The organism is Pseudomonas sp. CFBP13508 (assembly GCF_005233515.1).
In the GTDB taxonomy this organism is placed as follows: domain Bacteria; phylum Pseudomonadota; class Gammaproteobacteria; order Pseudomonadales; family Pseudomonadaceae; genus Aquipseudomonas; species Aquipseudomonas mercuritolerans.
Genome location: NZ_QFZZ01000002.1, coordinates 691,630 through 707,815 on the forward strand (window position 1 = coordinate 691,630; position 16,186 = coordinate 707,815).

Genomic DNA, 16,186 nt, shown 5'->3' on the forward strand with positions numbered 1-16,186 from the left:
GGGGTCAGAAAACTCAGTCCAAAGGCGGGACGGGAAGTCCGCGTTTGGCGTAGAAGGCATCGACAAAGGCGGCCAATGTACCCTGTTGAATAGCCTCGCGCAAACCAGCCATCAGCACCTGATAATGGCGCAAGTTATGGATGGTATTGAGCATGCTGCCGAGCATTTCGCCGCACTTGTCCAGGTGATGCAGATAAGCGCGCGAGAAGTTCTGGCAGGTGTAGCAATCGCAGGTCGGATCCAGCGGCGATTCATCATGGCGATGGAACGCGTTACGGATCTTCAGCACACCGGTATCGATGAACAGATGCCCATTGCGGGCATTACGGGTTGGCATCACGCAATCGAACATGTCCACCCCGCGGCGCACACCCTCAACCAGATCCTCCGGTTTGCCAACGCCCATAAGGTAACGAGGTTTGTCAGCGGGCATCTGGCCCGGCAGATAATCCAGCACCTTGATCATTTCGTGCTTCGGTTCGCCCACCGACAGACCGCCGATGGCGAGGCCGTCGAAGCCGATCTTGTCGAGGCCTTCGAGCGAGCGCATGCGCAGGTTTTCATGCATGCCGCCCTGGACGATACCGAACAGCGCTGCGGTGTTGTCGCCGTGCGCATTCTTCGAACGCTGCGCCCAACGCAACGACAGCTCCATCGATACGCGCGCGACGTCTTCGTCAGCCGGATACGGCGTGCATTCGTCGAAGATCATCACAATGTCGGAACCGAGATCGCGCTGCACCTGCATCGACTCTTCCGGGCCCATGAACACTTTGGCGCCGTCGACCGGAGAAGCGAAGGTCACGCCCTCCTCCTTGATCTTGCGCATCGCGCCGAGGCTGAACACCTGGAAGCCGCCGGAGTCGGTGAGGATCGGGCCTTTCCACTGCATGAAATCGTGCAGGTCGCCGTGTTCCTTGATCACTTGAGTGCCGGGACGCAGCCACAGGTGAAAGGTGTTGCCCAGAATGATTTCCGCGCCCGTGGCGACGATGTCGCGCGGTAGCATGCCCTTGACCGTGCCATAGGTGCCGACCGGCATGAACGCCGGGGTCTCGACGGTGCCACGGGGGAAGGTCAGGCGACCACGACGAGCCTTGCCATCGGTGGCCAGCAGCTCAAAGGACATTCGACATTCGCGACTCATTCTGTTTCCTCTGGGCCTGTCTGTTCAGGGGCAGTTGGAGCGGGATTGCGGGTGATGAACATCGCATCCCCGTAACTGAAAAAGCGGTATCCGTTTTCCACGGCGGCCTTGTAGGCGGCCATGGTTTCGGGATAACCGGCAAACGCGGAAACCAGCATCAACAGCGTGGATTCCGGCAAATGGAAATTGGTCACCAGGGCATCGACCACATGAAACGGCCGGCCCGGATAGATAAAGATGTCGGTGTCGCCACTGAACGGCTTGAGCACACCATCGCGCGCCGCACTTTCCAGCGAACGCACGCTGGTGGTGCCGACCGCAATCACCCGACCGCCACGCGCACGGCACGCAGCGACCGCATCGACCACATCCTGGCCGACTTCCAGCCACTCGCTGTGCATGTGGTGATCTTCGATCTTCTCGACACGCACCGGCTGAAACGTCCCCGCGCCGACGTGCAACGTCACGAACGCAGTCTCGACGCCCTTGGCGGCAATCGCCTGCATCAGCGGCTCATCGAAATGCAGCCCCGCCGTCGGCGCTGCGACCGCACCCAGACGCTGGGCATACACGGTCTGATAACGCTCGCGATCCGAGCCTTCATCCGGGCGGTCTATATAAGGAGGCAACGGCATGTGCCCGACGCGATCGAGCAGCGGCAACACTTCCTCGGCAAACCCCAGCTCGAACAACGCATCATGACGCGCGAGCATCTCGGCTTCGCCACCGCCGTCGATAAGGATCTTCGAACCCGGCTTCGGCGACTTGCTGGAGCGCACATGCGCCACCACGCGGTGCGCATCGAGCATGCGCTCGATGAGAATTTCCAGCTTGCCGCCGGACGCTTTCTGCCCGAACAGCCGCGCCGGAATCACCCGGGTATTGTTGAACACCATTAAATCGCCCGGGCGCAAATGCTCAAGCAAATCAGTGAATTGACGGTGTGCCAGGGCGCCGCTCGGCCCATCAAGGGTCAGCAGGCGACTACCGCGACGCTCGGCCAACGGATGGCGGGCGATCAGCGAATCAGGAAGCTCGAAAGTAAAGTCAGCAACGCGCATGATGGGGTTCGTCTAGCAGGGCCGGAAAGTCTAGCGGAAATATCAAAAATTGACCATGAAACGTGATTGACCAACGGTAATCACCTCTCTATACTTCGCCGCCATTGAGCCCTGATGGCGGAATTGGTAGACGCGGCGGATTCAAAATCCGTTTTCGAAAGGAGTGGGAGTTCGAGTCTCCCTCGGGGCACCATATAGCAGTATCTGAAAGTCTCTACCAGACTTTCAGACCCAGAGAAACCGGCCACTTGGCCGGTTTTTTTGTGCCTGTCTGTTTATCCCTACTCCTATCTCCCCCGCGCTCGTCAAAGGCTGGCGCGCAGGCCAGTTCGCAGAGTTGTCGGCGTGATGACTTCGGCAAAGACGTGCTCGTTCCATTGTAGACGTGAGTTTGCGCCTCGCCGGCAGTCGTTCGGGACGCAATGCACGCAACGACTTGCAGAGTTACCTCGGCGGTTTCGACAGTGCACAACGTGCGCGTCTGGTCACTCGTTTAGGCTGGCATGACAGCGCCTTTCTCCTGCCCGAGCAGCAGGTGGGCACGCACAGCGAGCACCTGCATTTCTACGAAGCGGGTGCGCAGCTTCCGCCGATCAGCGAAGCAGGCACATTGGAACAATGGCAACAGCAGATCGGCGCGTTGTGCGTCGGCAACCACCGCTTGGCGTTTGTCGTCGGCGTGGCCTTCGCGGGTCCGCTTCTGCACATGCTCGGCCATGAGTCGGGTGGCTTTCACCTCTACGGCGATAGCTCTGGCGGCAAGACCACTCACCTGCAAGTTGCGGCCTCGGTCTACGGCGGACCACGCTTGGTGCGATCGTGGCGATCGACCGATAACGCGCTGGAATCTATCGCAGCAGCACATTCGGACGGTCTCCTGGTACTCGATGAAATCGGCATGTGCGATCCGCGCATAATCGGCGAGACGGTTTACATGCTCGGCAATGGCACCGGTAAAGCTCGCGCCAATGATCGAGGCCAAGCAGGCCGACAGGTGCAGGAGTGGCGTTTGCTGTTTTTGTCCACGGGCGAGAAGACCTTGGCGCAGCACATGGCCGAAGCCAACAAGGAGCTAAAAGCGGGCATGGAGGTCCGCATGCTCGCCGTCCCGGCCGATGCCAGCAAAGGCCTCGGCATGTTCGACACGCTCAACGGTTTCGAAGACGCGGCAGCACTGTCCGACGCGCTCAAAGCCCGCGTGGCGAACTACTACGGCACGCCGCTCACCGCGTTCTTGACCGCGCTGTGCGAACCCGGCAAGCGCCACGGATGGGCGGCAATCCTGCGCCGCACGCTGGAAGGGTTTATTGCCCAGGCGCTGCCCGCCTCTGCGAGTGGACAGGCACACCGTGCCGCGGCGCGCTTTGGTCTCGCGGCTGCTGCGGGCGAGCTGGCCACCGCTATGGGCATCACCGGCTGGCCGGACGGGACCGCCACCACTGCTGCTCGCGTTTGCTTGAACGCTTGGCTCAACGAGCGAGGCGGCGCCGGCAACTTCGAAGGCGATGCGATCTTGGCGCGTCTGCGGCAAGTCATCGAGCGATTTGGTGAAAGCCGCTTCACACGGTGGGAATCGGCGGCGGCCAAGATTGATGAACACGGCCCTCGTACCATCGACCGCCTCGGCTTTCGCAAAACGCTGGAGCACGGTATGGGCGACACCATGCACACCACCAACACCTATTACGTGCTGCCTGAGGCGTGGCGCTCCGAGATCTTCCGGGGCATGAACATCAACGCCGTGAACAAGGAGCTGTTGCAGCGCGGAGTGCTGGAACCAGCCAGCGACGGCAAGGCATCGAGTTTGGTCCGGTTGCCCGGTTTGGGGCCACAGCGCTGTTACATCGTGAAGACGATTCCCGGAACGGATGACCGCGAGGCTCGGGCTGCCTGAGTGCATCTCTGCTGATCGAGGTAGCGCCGGCTTATTCCCGGCCTCGCCAGCCGTCATTCAACCCAAACCCAATTTGAAGGAACAAGAGAGATGAAAGAATTCCAAGCTTCTACCGAACAACATGAACTGCTAGCCAGCGAACTGGGCTGCAGCGAGGCCATCTTACTTTCACTGCCGAATTCGGATAGCACTCTCGCAGCCGCTGACTGCGAGAAGAAGCAACGGTTGATCAATGAGATCGACCAACTGACCACCCGCCGTGATAAATACCTGAGGGCGGCTGAAGAGCAATACGCCGAGATGGCACCTTTGGAAGCATTACTGGAGGGCGACGAAGAATTAGACGCGAATCGTCTGCGTGAAGTCCGCAGTGAGTACAACACGCTGAAACTTCCTTACGACTCAAATAAACACCATGCCTGGATCTTAGATGCTCAGATCACTCGACGCGAGCAACTGCTCAATCATGAAACCTTGATGGCGGGTTACACCGATTCGATAGCGAACTGGAAAGCCGACGAACTGGAGCTCAACGAAAAACGCGACAGCCTTAGCACGCGCTTGGTACAGGTCCAGCAGCAAGCAGAAGAGGATATGGCCAAGGCCCGGCAAGCCGAAACCGATGCCGCCACCGCTTATGCGCAGGCAGTGGCCTGGGGCGACACCGAGGGCGAAAAGAACGCCAATACAGACGCGCAAAAGGCTGCGAAAAACCTCGCGACTGCCATCGAGCACAATCGACGCCAGCACCTAATCATTAACGCGCTGGAGCAGGAGCTGGTCATCGTCGACCAGCACATTGCCGAGGCGCAAAGGGAACACACTGCCATCCAAAGAACGGCCTTGTTGCTGGCCGAAAAGGTACTGGAAGAGCAGTGGAACGAACAAGCTCAGGCACTGATGGATATGGGCGCCAAGCTATGGGCTGCTCAACGTTGCTGGGGGGCGAACACCTCAGCCTGATGAAGCTGGTGCTTCCAAAAGAAGGTGAAGATTTCCACAGCTGGAATTGGCACGAGCTGGCGGATCGATCCGGCCAGTACAGCGTGCAAGACATCCTAGCGCTTTAACCAACTTAGCCACTTCAAACAGCCTGCACATGCAGGCTGCTTGAAACCCCTGTCGAGCCTTTAGATCATGATTACTCAATTTGAAATTAATGCTGGCGCAAATACGAATGACGTTATTAAATCGAGGATAAGCCATTTGAAATGGTTTGCTTGATATTTTAGATATAAAAACCGAAAAAATAACGAGATTCCAGACGATGACTGTCGATCTTATCAAGGCAGAAATAAGCCGTATAGAAGGCCGTCTAAAAAAATAGTTGTTGGCGCTGGACATGTACGGGATACGACCATTCAAACTACCACAACCCAAGCATATGAAGCAGAATTCTTAAATCTTCCCATCATATAAAGGGAGACAGTAACAAAAAGCAAAAATAATCAAATGCCAAATATCATTCAAATTTTTCTCAGACTTGACTGACCAAGAAAACAATATAAGAGGGTTTAATACAGCCCTCTTATCCCCCATAAAAAAAACACATGCAAATCCCAATTCATACAGCTATCGATATAGTCCGCAACAATGCAAAATCACCTCAAGCCAAATCTGCACAACTGCATCCTGATGCCGCTGTATTTATGTAGTGTGGCTGGTCCCCATATCAATTGTGAGCCAAGCGTCAGCCCGCTCTTCCCCAGAGAAGAATGCACGAACCGAAGATCGAGGCTCTCTGTCGGCATTTTTTGAGAATTTTCTTCCTACCATGCAATAATTATTAGATTAAGCTGATTCCTGTCTAAGGACGCGGCCCGGGAAATAGCCGCCACCAGAAGGAATTGCCTATGCCGATCTCTGACCAGTCAACAGTCCTCGTCCCTGCTCAATCCACCCTGGCTCAAGAATCACCTTATCGCCTAAGGATATCTAGGCTAACGGTCGACAAATTGGGTGTAAAACTCTACGACAAGGCAAGTGCGGTGGTGGCTGAGCTCATCGCTAACGGATATGACGCAGACGCCGAAACGGTCACCGTACGCCTACCTCTAAACATTCAGCTAGCATCGCAATCCGGCGGCGTGCTGGCTGATCTAGGACATGTGATAGATGTGGAGGATGACGGCCACGGGATGTCGCCAGAAGAAGCGAACGATTTTTTTCTAAGGGTTGGCGCCGACCGGAGAGCCAGGCTCGGCCAAGATGGAGGCAAATCAAGACAGAAGAAACGCCCTGTAATGGGGCGAAAGGGTATAGGAAAATTAGCACCTTTCGGAATTTGCAGGAAAATTGAAGTGTGGTCTGCGGGTGGGGAAAAGACACCAAAAGGCTACGCCATAACCCATTTCCACATGGATTTCGACAAAATTGTCACAGACGAGGATGATGCTGTACCGTTGGAAATTGGCGACGAGGATCGAAAATGGAGTCCTAAATCCGGCACGCGGATTCGGATGACATCCTTTTTAGCTAAGCGTGTCCCAGATCAAAAAACCTTCCTGCGACAGCTATCTGTGAGATTCACCTTTGCCAAGCCAGACTTCAGAATTGTAATCGTTGATAAAAACAAGCCAGAAGATGAACCCGTTACGGTGGACCCATTAGATATTCCGCTTCTCCCAGGTACCCGTGTCGATGTATCTAGTAGGCCAGTTATTGCCGATGACGGTACTATGCTCGCAGTTACAGGTTGGCTGGGAATGGCCAAAGAAGCGTATAAAAACGAAGAGATGATGGGCGTGAGAATTTACGCACGGGGAAAAATTGCGGGGGTCACTCGTGATTTCAATCAACCGGCGGGCTTCACTGGCGAATTTGCAATGCGCTCATATCTTGTCGGGCAAGTGGAGGCAGAGTGGCTCGATCTTGACAAAGGAGAAGATCTGGTTCGAACCGATCGTCAAGATATACTGTGGGACTCCGATTATGGCCAGCTACTTCGTAAGTGGGGTGCTGAGCTTATCAAGGAAATAGCCCGCACTTCTCGAGAGCCTCGCCGAATTCGAATTAGAGATGAATTCCTCAAGAAATCCGGCATTGAAAGTAAAGCCAAAGAGCGTTTCGGAGATAGAGAAGTCGCGCGTGTAGCGATTGAGCTTGCAAAAAAATTCGGTGGATTTGCAGCTGAAGATGAACTCAACGATGAAACTTATGTCGAGGACCTGTCTCAAATTATTCTCTCTGTTGCGCCGCATCAAGCCTTAATGGAAGCTTTTCACGAATTCACCAATCAGGCGATCAAAGGTGAAGCCTCGTTGGATCAAATGCTAGACATATTTAATAAGGCTCAAATTGCTGAACTTGCGTCATATGCGCAGATAGCAGCTCAACGTGTACGAGTAATAAAAGACCTAGAACGCATCATCGATGAATCCATGGATGAGAATCAATTTCAGGCTCTTATTGCCAAAGCTCCCTGGCTTATCGAGCCATCTTGGACCGTCATCACAAAAAATCAAAGTTTGAAAAACTTCAAACATGCATTTGAAGCATTTTGGAAGAAACAGCATGGAACTGTAATAAGTTTAGCTATCGGATACGAAGACAAACGCCCAGACTTTACACTTGTTACTATCGACGGGCTTTTGCACATTGTCGAAATAAAAAAAGCGTCACATACACTGGATGATAGCGACTTTGAACGACTTATAAACTATCACGATGCGTTCAAACAATTCTTTGAAGAAAACAAAATCACAGTATCTGAGTTTTATCGAGAGTGGCGAATAGACTTGGTAGCGGATGGCGAAAACTTAAAAAAAAGCGCGAACAAGCATACCTATGAAAGTTTCGAAAACAGTGGAAGAATGAAACGCGTAACATGGCGAGATTTCCTTAGTCGCGCAAAAAAAGTCCATGAACAATTTTTGGATGTCTACGAGCTAGGCAAAGAAAAAAGACAAGGCAACACAATATGAAAAAGCTGCGAGCAGTAAGCTTATTCTCTAACTGCGGAGCTGGCGATGTCGGCTATCGGAAAGCAGGGTTTGAATTTGAAGTAATGGCCGAACTAGATCCGCGAAGACTAGAGGTTTGCCTATTAAATCATGACGGAGCCGAAGGAGTAGCAGGGGACTTAAGAGTTACTTGGCCAACCGTCATAAAAAAGTATAGATCTAGAGCTGGAAAAGCTCGTCCAGCTCTTCTGTGCGCCTGTCCTCCGTGCCAAGGAATGAGTTCAGCACGCTCCGGAAAGGGAAGCCATGACGATCCCGAAGCAGGTTCAAAAGATGAGCGTAACCTCCTTGTCACCATTGTCGCGAAAGTCGCCCTAGAGCTACAGCCGGGAATTTTGGTTGTAGAAAACGTACCGGCCTTCTTTTCACGCAAGGTGCACCACCCCGAGGATAAAGAGCCTGTCTCTGCTGCGAATTATCTAATAAGTACGCTTGCTGAAAACTATGTCGCCTTTCCCATTATTACTGATTTATGTGACTTTGGTATTCCTCAATCTCGTAATCGAGCGTTTCTCACACTAGTTCGCAAAGACCTACCTGGCTTAAAGGACATGTTAAAAATTGGACGTGCTCCTTTTCCTAGAGCTACACACGCCCTAGATGTCGGCAATAGCCGGCCCGTTACAATCATGGAGGCTCTCGATAGTTTTGGCTTACCAGAGCTAGATGCAGCCACATCAACTTCAGCAACTGCTGTGGAGTACGCGGGCTTTCATTCCGTTCCTGTTTGGAACGAGCGGATATATGCAATGGTAGCTGCGATACCTAAATCATCAGGTAAAAGCGCTTGGGAAAATGAAAGATGTATCGATTGCGGCCCCGTCAATGTTAACGCTGAATCAATTGTGTGCCCAATTTGCAGGTCGCCTCTATTGAGACCTATCGTCCAGGACGAAGGGGCCTATCGCTTTGTAAAGGGGTTCAAGAGCAGCTACCGTCGAATGCATGCCGAACGACCAGCAGCCACAGTGACCACCGCAAGCGGCCATATTGGTAGCGACTATACAATTCATCCAACGCAGAATCGCCTACTCAGTCCTATCGAATGCGCCCTTTTACAAACTTTTCCCTCTGATTTTAAATGGGGAAACACACTGAGTAAGTACGGACATTCAAACGTTCGAGAAATGATTGGTGAGGCGGTTCCACCGGCTTTTACAAAAATGCACGGACAAGTGCTACGGAGCATTTTCTTGAGAAAATGGGAAATCGCACCTATGCCTCAAAGTGACGAGCGCGTTAAAAAAGGCTGGGATAAATTAGCCGCAGCTGCTCGCAAAGACGGGCGTACTGACCCTAGAACCTTTTTCGACCTAAACACTTTTCAGAAACTGAATAAAGAAAAAAACACATCCTCAACTTTCAAAGCATCTGAATGTAATCTTTGATCATTCCGACAATTTAGCTGCGCGAATGTACTATTCGCGCAGCTGCTCACCCTCGAATCACTTAGGTGAACCCGGTACAGGCTTGAGCCTGGTTACCAAGTCGCGCAACAGCGGCTCTCTTTCACTCATTTGAGTCAGGAAATCTTGCACAGCTTGCCCACCCAATTCACAAACCTGCTGTACTCGGGAATCATCACCATATGGGTCCGTACCGACCAAGAGGGCACTAAGCAAATCCATATGCCCACGGCGCGACCGAAGCAAAACATTATCCCAAGTTTCAAACTTAATCACTTCGGACTCAAGCCTCGATATATAAGGAGCATGTGAACCTGCTACTAGAAGCCCAGTTACAGTAGCGGTTTGAAACCGTGAAGACAAATATAAAACATATGAATGAAGCTGTTGATATTCTTCATTTTCCGCTACATCGCCTGGCCCCTTCAGCTCCACAATCAGTATGTCTCTATCTTCCGGAGTTCCAAAAAAAACAAAGTCGGGCAGCGTTCTATCTGCCGGCATTGCCGGAAAAGGATTTCGTTTATCAATAAGATGCGCTTCATCTTTAACAATGGTTGCTAACGCTTTACGATAGACGTATTTTTCGTATTTTGTGTTTAGAATCCAAGGAAAACTTTCGATCAACTGCTGAAGCTGGGTTTCTTGACCTTTGAGGATATGCCCGTGAAGTTGCGTTAACGCAAACACCCGCAAAGAGAATGCTACCGCCAGCGAAAGGCTTTCTGGGACAAGCTCATCGTTTAGCCTATTAATTGAGCCTACAAATCCGTCCGGCTCGAACGTAGTCACTTCCTTCCAAAGCTCTTTAATAAGCTTACGGGCAGGCTCGTGGACCCACGCTTTGGCAGCGGCCTCAATCAATCGGATTTTTGCTTCCTGATCCTTACCGAGACGCGGAGAAACGTCACTTATCAATGATGCGAGATGAGTTTTTTCTGATGCACGCAATTTAATATTAGGCGACTTTTCAATAACGCGATTTATTAACTCTTGATCTTCCTTATCGGAAATTTCTCTACGTTTTTTCTCGTATTCTTTAATCCAAGACAAAACTGATTTTGCCCCCCACTCATGAAGAGACTCTAAGTCAGGATCCTCCCAATTAACGCTAGTACGATCTGTCGAAATTGTGTCTTGCTGCAATTCATCTATCCAATCAGCCTCGACAACGGCGTACATATATCGAGAAAAGATCTCACGACCTTTGACACCGAAAAAGAAAGGTCTGTCTTGGCCAATTTTCCCGTGAGCATAGACACCCACCCCAGCCTCTTCTTGTGACCATGTCGCCGACTTTACGAACCCAACCCAGTATTTTATCTTTTTCTCGCCTTGGGGAGTACTCAGAGACTGCTCTAACATACCTTCTGAAGGTATACGCAACTCCCACTCGGGGAAAGCGTCGCTTTCACCGAGAACGTCCCCATTGATATGAACTTTAAAATCAGGTCTAGTGAGGGTGACAGTAAAGCGCCTTCCTAAAGACTCACGCAATTGAGTTACCGGAATAGAGCGCTTTGAAGTTAGCTCTGTTGCGAAAATTAAAGTTCCAGACTTAGTAACCTCAATAGCTTTAACAAATCTGGCAAGCGTCTTTTCCATCTCTGGAAATTCGTTATTTTTCAATTCCGCCAACGGCACCTGATCTGCCAAAATTCTCGGTGCGTATATTGCAGTCGCCGAAACGTCTTCATTTTCCGACTGCAACATCAGGTTGTAATCGAATCTTAGCCACATCACTGACCCTTCGTGGACTGTAACCACATGGACAATACGTGCGACGCCGAACGGTGCAAGCTTTCCAATTCCTTTGCGGCCCATGGGATAACGCGATTCGACCTTCTTAACATCTTCTGGTCTAGGCTTGGGTCTTCCCACTACCAAATAATTGCTAACCAATAACGCTTTGCTCATTCCTACGCCATCATCAAACACACTGATCGCGTCAGGTATACCAATATCATTGGTTAACAAATCAACATAAACATTTTTGGCCATTGCATCCCAAGAATTGGACACAAGCTCGGCTAAAACATTCGTAGGCTTATTCTGATATAGCTTTAGGCCTAAATGCTCAATCACATTATGCGCAAATCTAAGGGTGAGGGGCACATTCTCTAGGGGGTCAGTCACTATATCCAGCCTTCCATTCCGTGCTCGCGCTTTGTCCAGGTCTACATGACCATCCCTGCGCTTTGTGGGTTAGTGGGTTAGTGGCCACTAGAATGCCACGCTCTACCTGCGATTGCAGCTTAAGACATCATCGCTGTATCTGCTGGAACCATTCTGGGACATATGATCCAGCCTTGAGGCACCATGCTTCTGTTACACCGCTCGTAGATGTAACCTCGTACCCCAAGGCTACGAAAAAGAATGTTACCAGCAGAAAACCTATATAAATCAATAACTTAAAGAACCTGTAACTTTCGTAACACCTGTAACCTCCTATAACCCCACTCCCCGGTGAGCAATGGTCATCCGGCGAGTATAGGCGTCGATTTAGACTTAGGCCGTGCGCTCCTTGCCTGCTGGGACCCCTGTTAGTGTAGAAAACATACGGGGTCGGAAACCCGCAGGACCTTGTTAGCGGGAGAATTCCCAGCTTAGTGAACAGGTGAACCGGGTGAACTGCCGGTTCACCTGTGCAATTGCCCTATGAAATGGCCTATCTGAGGTGACCATTACCGAAACGGTAATGGTGGCTGTTTTTCGATGTGTTTCTTTCAATTTCAATGATTGAAATTCAGTAACCCCTGAGTCCTCCCACTAACGAAGCCCCGCGGGTTTCCGACCCCGTGTGGGACGAAAAGCGCCAGGGGCCCCGGCGCTTTTCCGCTCAGAAAACGGTAACTCATCAAGGATCTGACCTATGGAGCTAAGCTGCGGGGGGACCTCATCATTAAGTGATCAAACAGTACTGCAGACCACGCTATGATCGCCCCAGCAATGAAGCTAGACGGAATAAGGAAGGTGCGACTTGAGAGATACATCAACAGACAAAAACTTGGTTGATCATCCTAGCTTGGTTGTTCTTTTCCCCCACATGCACAGCTACTGCGAAAAAGGTCTAAGCAATCATCTTGAAGGCAAAGATCGCTTTCAGGTTTCAGCCATTGAGACCTACGCCACCGGAGTCTTTTCACGGGTCGATGAGCTTGATACCGCGTTGGTCTCCTTGCGCTTAGCGTGCAGATTTGTAACTGAGCTTGGTTCCGAGCCAAGTCCGAGCCCAGCTATCTATCGTTACCACTACGAAAACTTCGTGCTTCGTGTAATAGGCCTGGTGGATCGGGCACATCGACTGGTGGGGGCTTCTCTGCTCCTGCCCTCAGAGAAATATGAGGCGATGGGAGGAAATAGCTTTGTTCAGAAAGCCACAAAAACAAAGCATCCTAAATTGTTTAGTGCTTTGGGCGCGGTAGCGAACGCCGTGAATAGCTACCGTGGACCTAGAAATGAGCTGATCCACTCAAGTGCTTACTCTAGTCGTGAGCTGGGGATATTCGTGGGGATAGAGCAGTTCAACGTGGATACCGGTTCGGTAGACGTGAACGAGCTTAAACGTGAGTACTCGTCGGCAGGAGCTGCCGAAATCGAGCGAACGATTCGACAGCTGATGGCAACCCTAACCGCGTTACTAGACGAGTTAGGCCCGGCCTTTTCCATAGCGCATAAATTCAACGCATCACAAACGAATTGATACAGGCGGCGCTTACCGTTAATTTCTATACCAATGCTCTTCTAGAATTGAGCAGCGTGTATCCCCATGTGTATCCCAGCATGTAGAATCTCGCTACAAGACACGGTTTATATGGAACGCTCGAGTCTCCCTCGGGCACCAACACAGAGAAAAAGGTCTTGCGAAAGCAGGGCCTTTTTTCTTCTTGAGGGAAGTGGTTTACATGCTGACCTGTTCATCAACAGCTTTTTTAGATGCAGGTGCAGCTATCAAAGTCGGAAAGCAATCTCCTTCCAGATATAGGCGTAGTTGTATTTCAGCCAGCGAACCAGAATTTTGTCGAATTGCCTCCGGCACCAATTCCTTTCTCTAGCTGATAGCCTCTGCTCTATCGACTGTCTCAGTAGGTCGGGATCGAACCCCGTCCATACCGGTGGCACTGCGGCCACGAGATTTGTGAAACACACCGGTGCGACCTCTGAATACAGGATTTCGTACAACATTTCCGGGTCGAAACCTCTGAGCTTGCTCGCTACAAATTCATATTCGACGGGAAAATCATTGAATGGCTCTGAGAGCGCGGCTCTGACTTCAGTCAGTTGTGGTTCAGCCAGACGACATGTCAAATGCGTAATTCCTTCAGCTATTCATAACGAATACAAAGACGGACTCATCAGCCATTGCCGAGACTGCACATGCCATCCAGCCGAGCCTCGAGTGTCAGTTTTACCGAGGGTTCCATCACCTCCATCTTCCCATCGAGTCTAGCGTCTGCGGCAGAAGGGCTAAACCCGATATTGCGCAATGTGGTTCAAGGAAAACACATTGCCATTCAGGTCATGGTAGGTGGCGAGAACGTGGCGATTCCCTATCGAATACACCACGAGGGGCGTGAGCAAAGCCGCTACCAGCTTACCGAGCTGCAAAGCGTCATGTACTCCTGCATCATGACTAGACATCATGATGGGCACGTCCGGCAACGTCAGTTGAAGCAAATCATCACTGTGTCTCAGCCATGGGTAGTCCCATTCGTGATTCAACTGGCCGGTGAATATGTCGTGGAGATACTCGATACCTGTGAAGATCATCTCGTGATGCTCGATCCGGTGCTATACGGCAACTTCATCAGGGATAACCCAGCGTATTTTCGTACTCAGCAGGATCGGATGATCAGTTACTGGGATTGTTACTACCGGCACCTTTACAAGCATCGTCAGGACTATGTGGGGTTCAGGCTGTTCGGGCACTTTTGTGAGTTAGCCAAGGGAAGGATCTGAGGTATTTCTGTACCGGGTAGGCTCCCATCAAACGGCTCCGTAAGGGATGAGCTTTTATTTCATCGGTTAGTTTAAAATGCGCCGCGCTCCGAATACCGCGATCCCCGAACGCCTCCAAGGATTTGCCATGGAAACCTCACTGGAAACCGTCGCCCTCTTCTCCCTCAAACTTGCCTACGAAGAAGAGGGCCTGAGCCCCATCCTGCGCGATGACATGGTCATGGGCGATTATCAGAAAGACGTTTTCGACTTACTGGTGAAGCGCGGCGATGTCGAGGCCATTCAGTTCAAGATGAACGAATGCCTGAACCTGGCGCTGGATGCTTTGGGCGGGGTCGAGAAGCCGTTGGGGCGGGAGTTGCGCAAGTTGTCGGCGGAGTTGGCTCAGGCGCGGTCGGTGGAGCAGCTGGGTCAGCCGCTGCTCGCGCTGAAGGGGTATCTGCGCGACATTCTTTGAGTGCCGCGCTAGAGCCATGCCGTTATCTCGTCCGATCAGCGACGAGCTTTCAGTACTCGAATATCCATTGGAAAGCCGTCAGCGCCAGCCAGTATTTTCCAGCCCATGTATTGAAACTCACCATTGGGATCGATGTAGTCGCCCTTCTCTGGCTGCCCGCCGCCAACTATCGCAACACGCTTCACTTCGCCGCAGCCGCCATCCGATGGTCGCACGGTATAGATCACATACGGCTTCACGTATTGCGTGGCGCGGAAGTATTGGCCGCAGATTTCGTCGACGGTGATGAGCATGGTTTTCAGGCGGGCTTCGCCGTCGGTGTCTTCGTGCAGTTTCAGGAAGGAGATGTCGCCGACGTCGCTGTAGCCGAGGGAACGGGCGCGTTGGTAGGCGGGGGAGTTCTGGTGCGCAATACGGCCCTCCTCCACACCCCGTTGCATTTGCGCGGCGAACTCGGCTTTGCCTTGGGCCAGGGTTGCCTCGGCGTGGGCCGCGACGTTTTCGCAGTGGGCGTACTCGCTGGAGTCGAGGTGTTGCGGTAGCAGGTTGAGGCGGCGCTCGTTCATGGAGGCGAGGCTGTCTTGCAGGCCGGACGTTAGTGCATAGGCAGCGGAGACGCGACCGCTCTGGACGTCGGCGATTGTCTCCTGCATCCGCTGGCAATTGGCGAGGTAGTAATCCCAGCTGGCTTGCGGGTGTTCTTGCGCGAAGCTGAAGGTCGGGGTGATGACGGCGACAAGGGTGAGGACGCCGAGCAGTTGCGGCAAACGGGTTGTGGAAAACATGGGTAGTCCATTACAGAGAAGGCATGGCGCGACGCTACTATTTTGCTATCGTGCCGTCCACTCTCAACAGGCGAACAAGTTGTCGCCTCTGTCTCGTAGCCAGGAAAGAAATCCGATGGATGCTGTGTTGTGTTTGGTAGTCATGGCTGCAATGTGGTTCTGGGTGGTGCGACAGCGCGGGCAATGGAATCTGTTGTTGGCGAACCTTGCCGGAGCGGGTAGCGCTGTGGTGGTCGGCATTGTCTTCACACTGCTTTATGACGCGCTGTTCGGCACCACCATGGCAGCGCCCGGACTGCATAACAGCCTGGTGGTGTTCATGACCAGCGCGGGCGTTCTGGCGGGTGTTTGGCTGTGGATCGCCAAGCGTCGTCAGCCGGCGCATCCGGTTGCCCGTCAACTGCTCGCGGGGGTCTGTGGCTTTGCCGCCGGGATGGTCACGTTGATTTTTCTGGCGGCGAATTATTTTCCGCAGCCGTAGCCGGACGGCGCGTCTATTTTGCTATCTTGCCGCG

11 protein-coding genes, 1 tRNA gene and 2 pseudogenes are annotated in these 16,186 nt (G+C 52.3%); 9 read left to right on the forward strand and 5 right to left on the reverse strand.

The features are described 5' to 3' along the window. Nucleotides 1-13: 13 nt before the first annotated feature. Together tgt and queA are read right to left on the reverse strand one after the other, a co-directional pair. The gene (gene tgt, locus PspCFBP13508_RS07545; RefSeq protein ID WP_160768392.1) at nucleotides 14-1,129 is read right to left on the reverse strand and encodes a tRNA guanosine(34) transglycosylase Tgt; all 1,116 of its coding nucleotides are present in this window, start codon (nucleotides 1,127-1,129) and stop codon (nucleotides 14-16) included. 14 nt (nucleotides 1,130-1,143) lie between these two features. Then, nucleotides 1,144-2,208, reverse strand: a complete 1,065-nt coding sequence (queA, locus tag PspCFBP13508_RS07550) for a tRNA preQ1(34) S-adenosylmethionine ribosyltransferase-isomerase QueA (protein ID WP_137214104.1) — start codon at nucleotides 2,206-2,208, stop codon at nucleotides 1,144-1,146. Between the two features lie 108 nt (nucleotides 2,209-2,316). Here queA and PspCFBP13508_RS07555 point away from each other — a divergent pair. From PspCFBP13508_RS07555 to PspCFBP13508_RS07575, 5 genes and pseudogenes are all read left to right on the forward strand, one after another. Continuing rightward, nucleotides 2,317-2,401 (forward strand) — tRNA-Leu (locus PspCFBP13508_RS07555). Between the two features lie 157 nt (nucleotides 2,402-2,558). Further along, nucleotides 2,559-4,102, forward strand: a pseudogene (locus PspCFBP13508_RS07560) (DUF927 domain-containing protein); the annotation flags it as partial. A 228-nt stretch (nucleotides 4,103-4,330) separates the two neighbouring features. After that, a pseudogene (locus PspCFBP13508_RS07565) lies at nucleotides 4,331-5,172 on the forward strand (chromosome segregation protein SMC). 783 nt (nucleotides 5,173-5,955) lie between these two features. After that, nucleotides 5,956-8,025 carry an ATP-binding protein gene (locus PspCFBP13508_RS07570; RefSeq protein WP_137214105.1) on the forward strand — a complete coding sequence of 690 codons (2,070 nt, stop codon included), beginning with the start codon at nucleotides 5,956-5,958 and terminating at the stop codon, nucleotides 8,023-8,025. Further along, nucleotides 8,022-9,452 carry a DNA cytosine methyltransferase gene (locus PspCFBP13508_RS07575; RefSeq protein ID WP_137214106.1) on the forward strand — a complete coding sequence of 477 codons (1,431 nt, stop codon included), beginning with the start codon at nucleotides 8,022-8,024 and terminating at the stop codon, nucleotides 9,450-9,452. Before PspCFBP13508_RS07570 ends, PspCFBP13508_RS07575 begins: the two co-directional genes overlap by 4 nt. A gap of 57 nt (nucleotides 9,453-9,509) precedes the next feature. On the opposite strand, the gene PspCFBP13508_RS07580 is transcribed toward PspCFBP13508_RS07575, so the two are convergent. Beyond that, nucleotides 9,510-11,606, reverse strand: coding sequence for an ATP-binding protein (locus PspCFBP13508_RS07580; protein WP_178084474.1), 2,097 nt, complete (start codon nucleotides 11,604-11,606; stop codon nucleotides 9,510-9,512). A gap of 844 nt (nucleotides 11,607-12,450) precedes the next feature. Here PspCFBP13508_RS07580 and PspCFBP13508_RS07585 point away from each other — a divergent pair. After that, the gene (locus PspCFBP13508_RS07585) at nucleotides 12,451-13,173 is read left to right on the forward strand and encodes a Cthe_2314 family HEPN domain-containing protein (protein WP_137214107.1); all 723 of its coding nucleotides are present in this window, start codon (nucleotides 12,451-12,453) and stop codon (nucleotides 13,171-13,173) included. A gap of 248 nt (nucleotides 13,174-13,421) precedes the next feature. On the opposite strand, the gene PspCFBP13508_RS27605 is transcribed toward PspCFBP13508_RS07585, so the two are convergent. Beyond that, on the reverse strand, nucleotides 13,422-13,766 hold the full coding sequence (locus tag PspCFBP13508_RS27605) for a hypothetical protein (RefSeq protein WP_137214188.1): 345 nt from the start codon (nucleotides 13,764-13,766) through the stop codon (nucleotides 13,422-13,424). Nucleotides 13,767-13,847: 81 nt separating this feature from the next. Here PspCFBP13508_RS27605 and PspCFBP13508_RS07595 point away from each other — a divergent pair, with 81 nt between their 5' ends. Both PspCFBP13508_RS07595 and PspCFBP13508_RS07600 read left to right on the forward strand, forming a co-directional pair. Beyond that, nucleotides 13,848-14,429 carry a hypothetical protein gene (locus PspCFBP13508_RS07595; RefSeq protein WP_137214108.1) on the forward strand — a complete coding sequence of 194 codons (582 nt, stop codon included), beginning with the start codon at nucleotides 13,848-13,850 and terminating at the stop codon, nucleotides 14,427-14,429. Nucleotides 14,430-14,556: 127 nt separating this feature from the next. Continuing rightward, on the forward strand, nucleotides 14,557-14,886 hold the full coding sequence (locus tag PspCFBP13508_RS07600; protein WP_123444200.1) for a hypothetical protein: 330 nt from the start codon (nucleotides 14,557-14,559) through the stop codon (nucleotides 14,884-14,886). A 35-nt stretch (nucleotides 14,887-14,921) separates the two neighbouring features. Here the strand turns inward: PspCFBP13508_RS07600 and PspCFBP13508_RS07605 are convergent, their stop codons facing one another. Continuing rightward, on the reverse strand, nucleotides 14,922-15,671 hold the full coding sequence (locus PspCFBP13508_RS07605) for a hypothetical protein (protein ID WP_137214109.1): 750 nt from the start codon (nucleotides 15,669-15,671) through the stop codon (nucleotides 14,922-14,924). A 115-nt stretch (nucleotides 15,672-15,786) separates the two neighbouring features. Between PspCFBP13508_RS07605 and PspCFBP13508_RS07610 the strand changes: the two genes are divergently transcribed. Continuing rightward, nucleotides 15,787-16,152, forward strand: a complete 366-nt coding sequence (locus PspCFBP13508_RS07610; RefSeq protein WP_137214110.1) for a hypothetical protein — start codon at nucleotides 15,787-15,789, stop codon at nucleotides 16,150-16,152. Nucleotides 16,153-16,186: the final 34 nt, after the last annotated feature.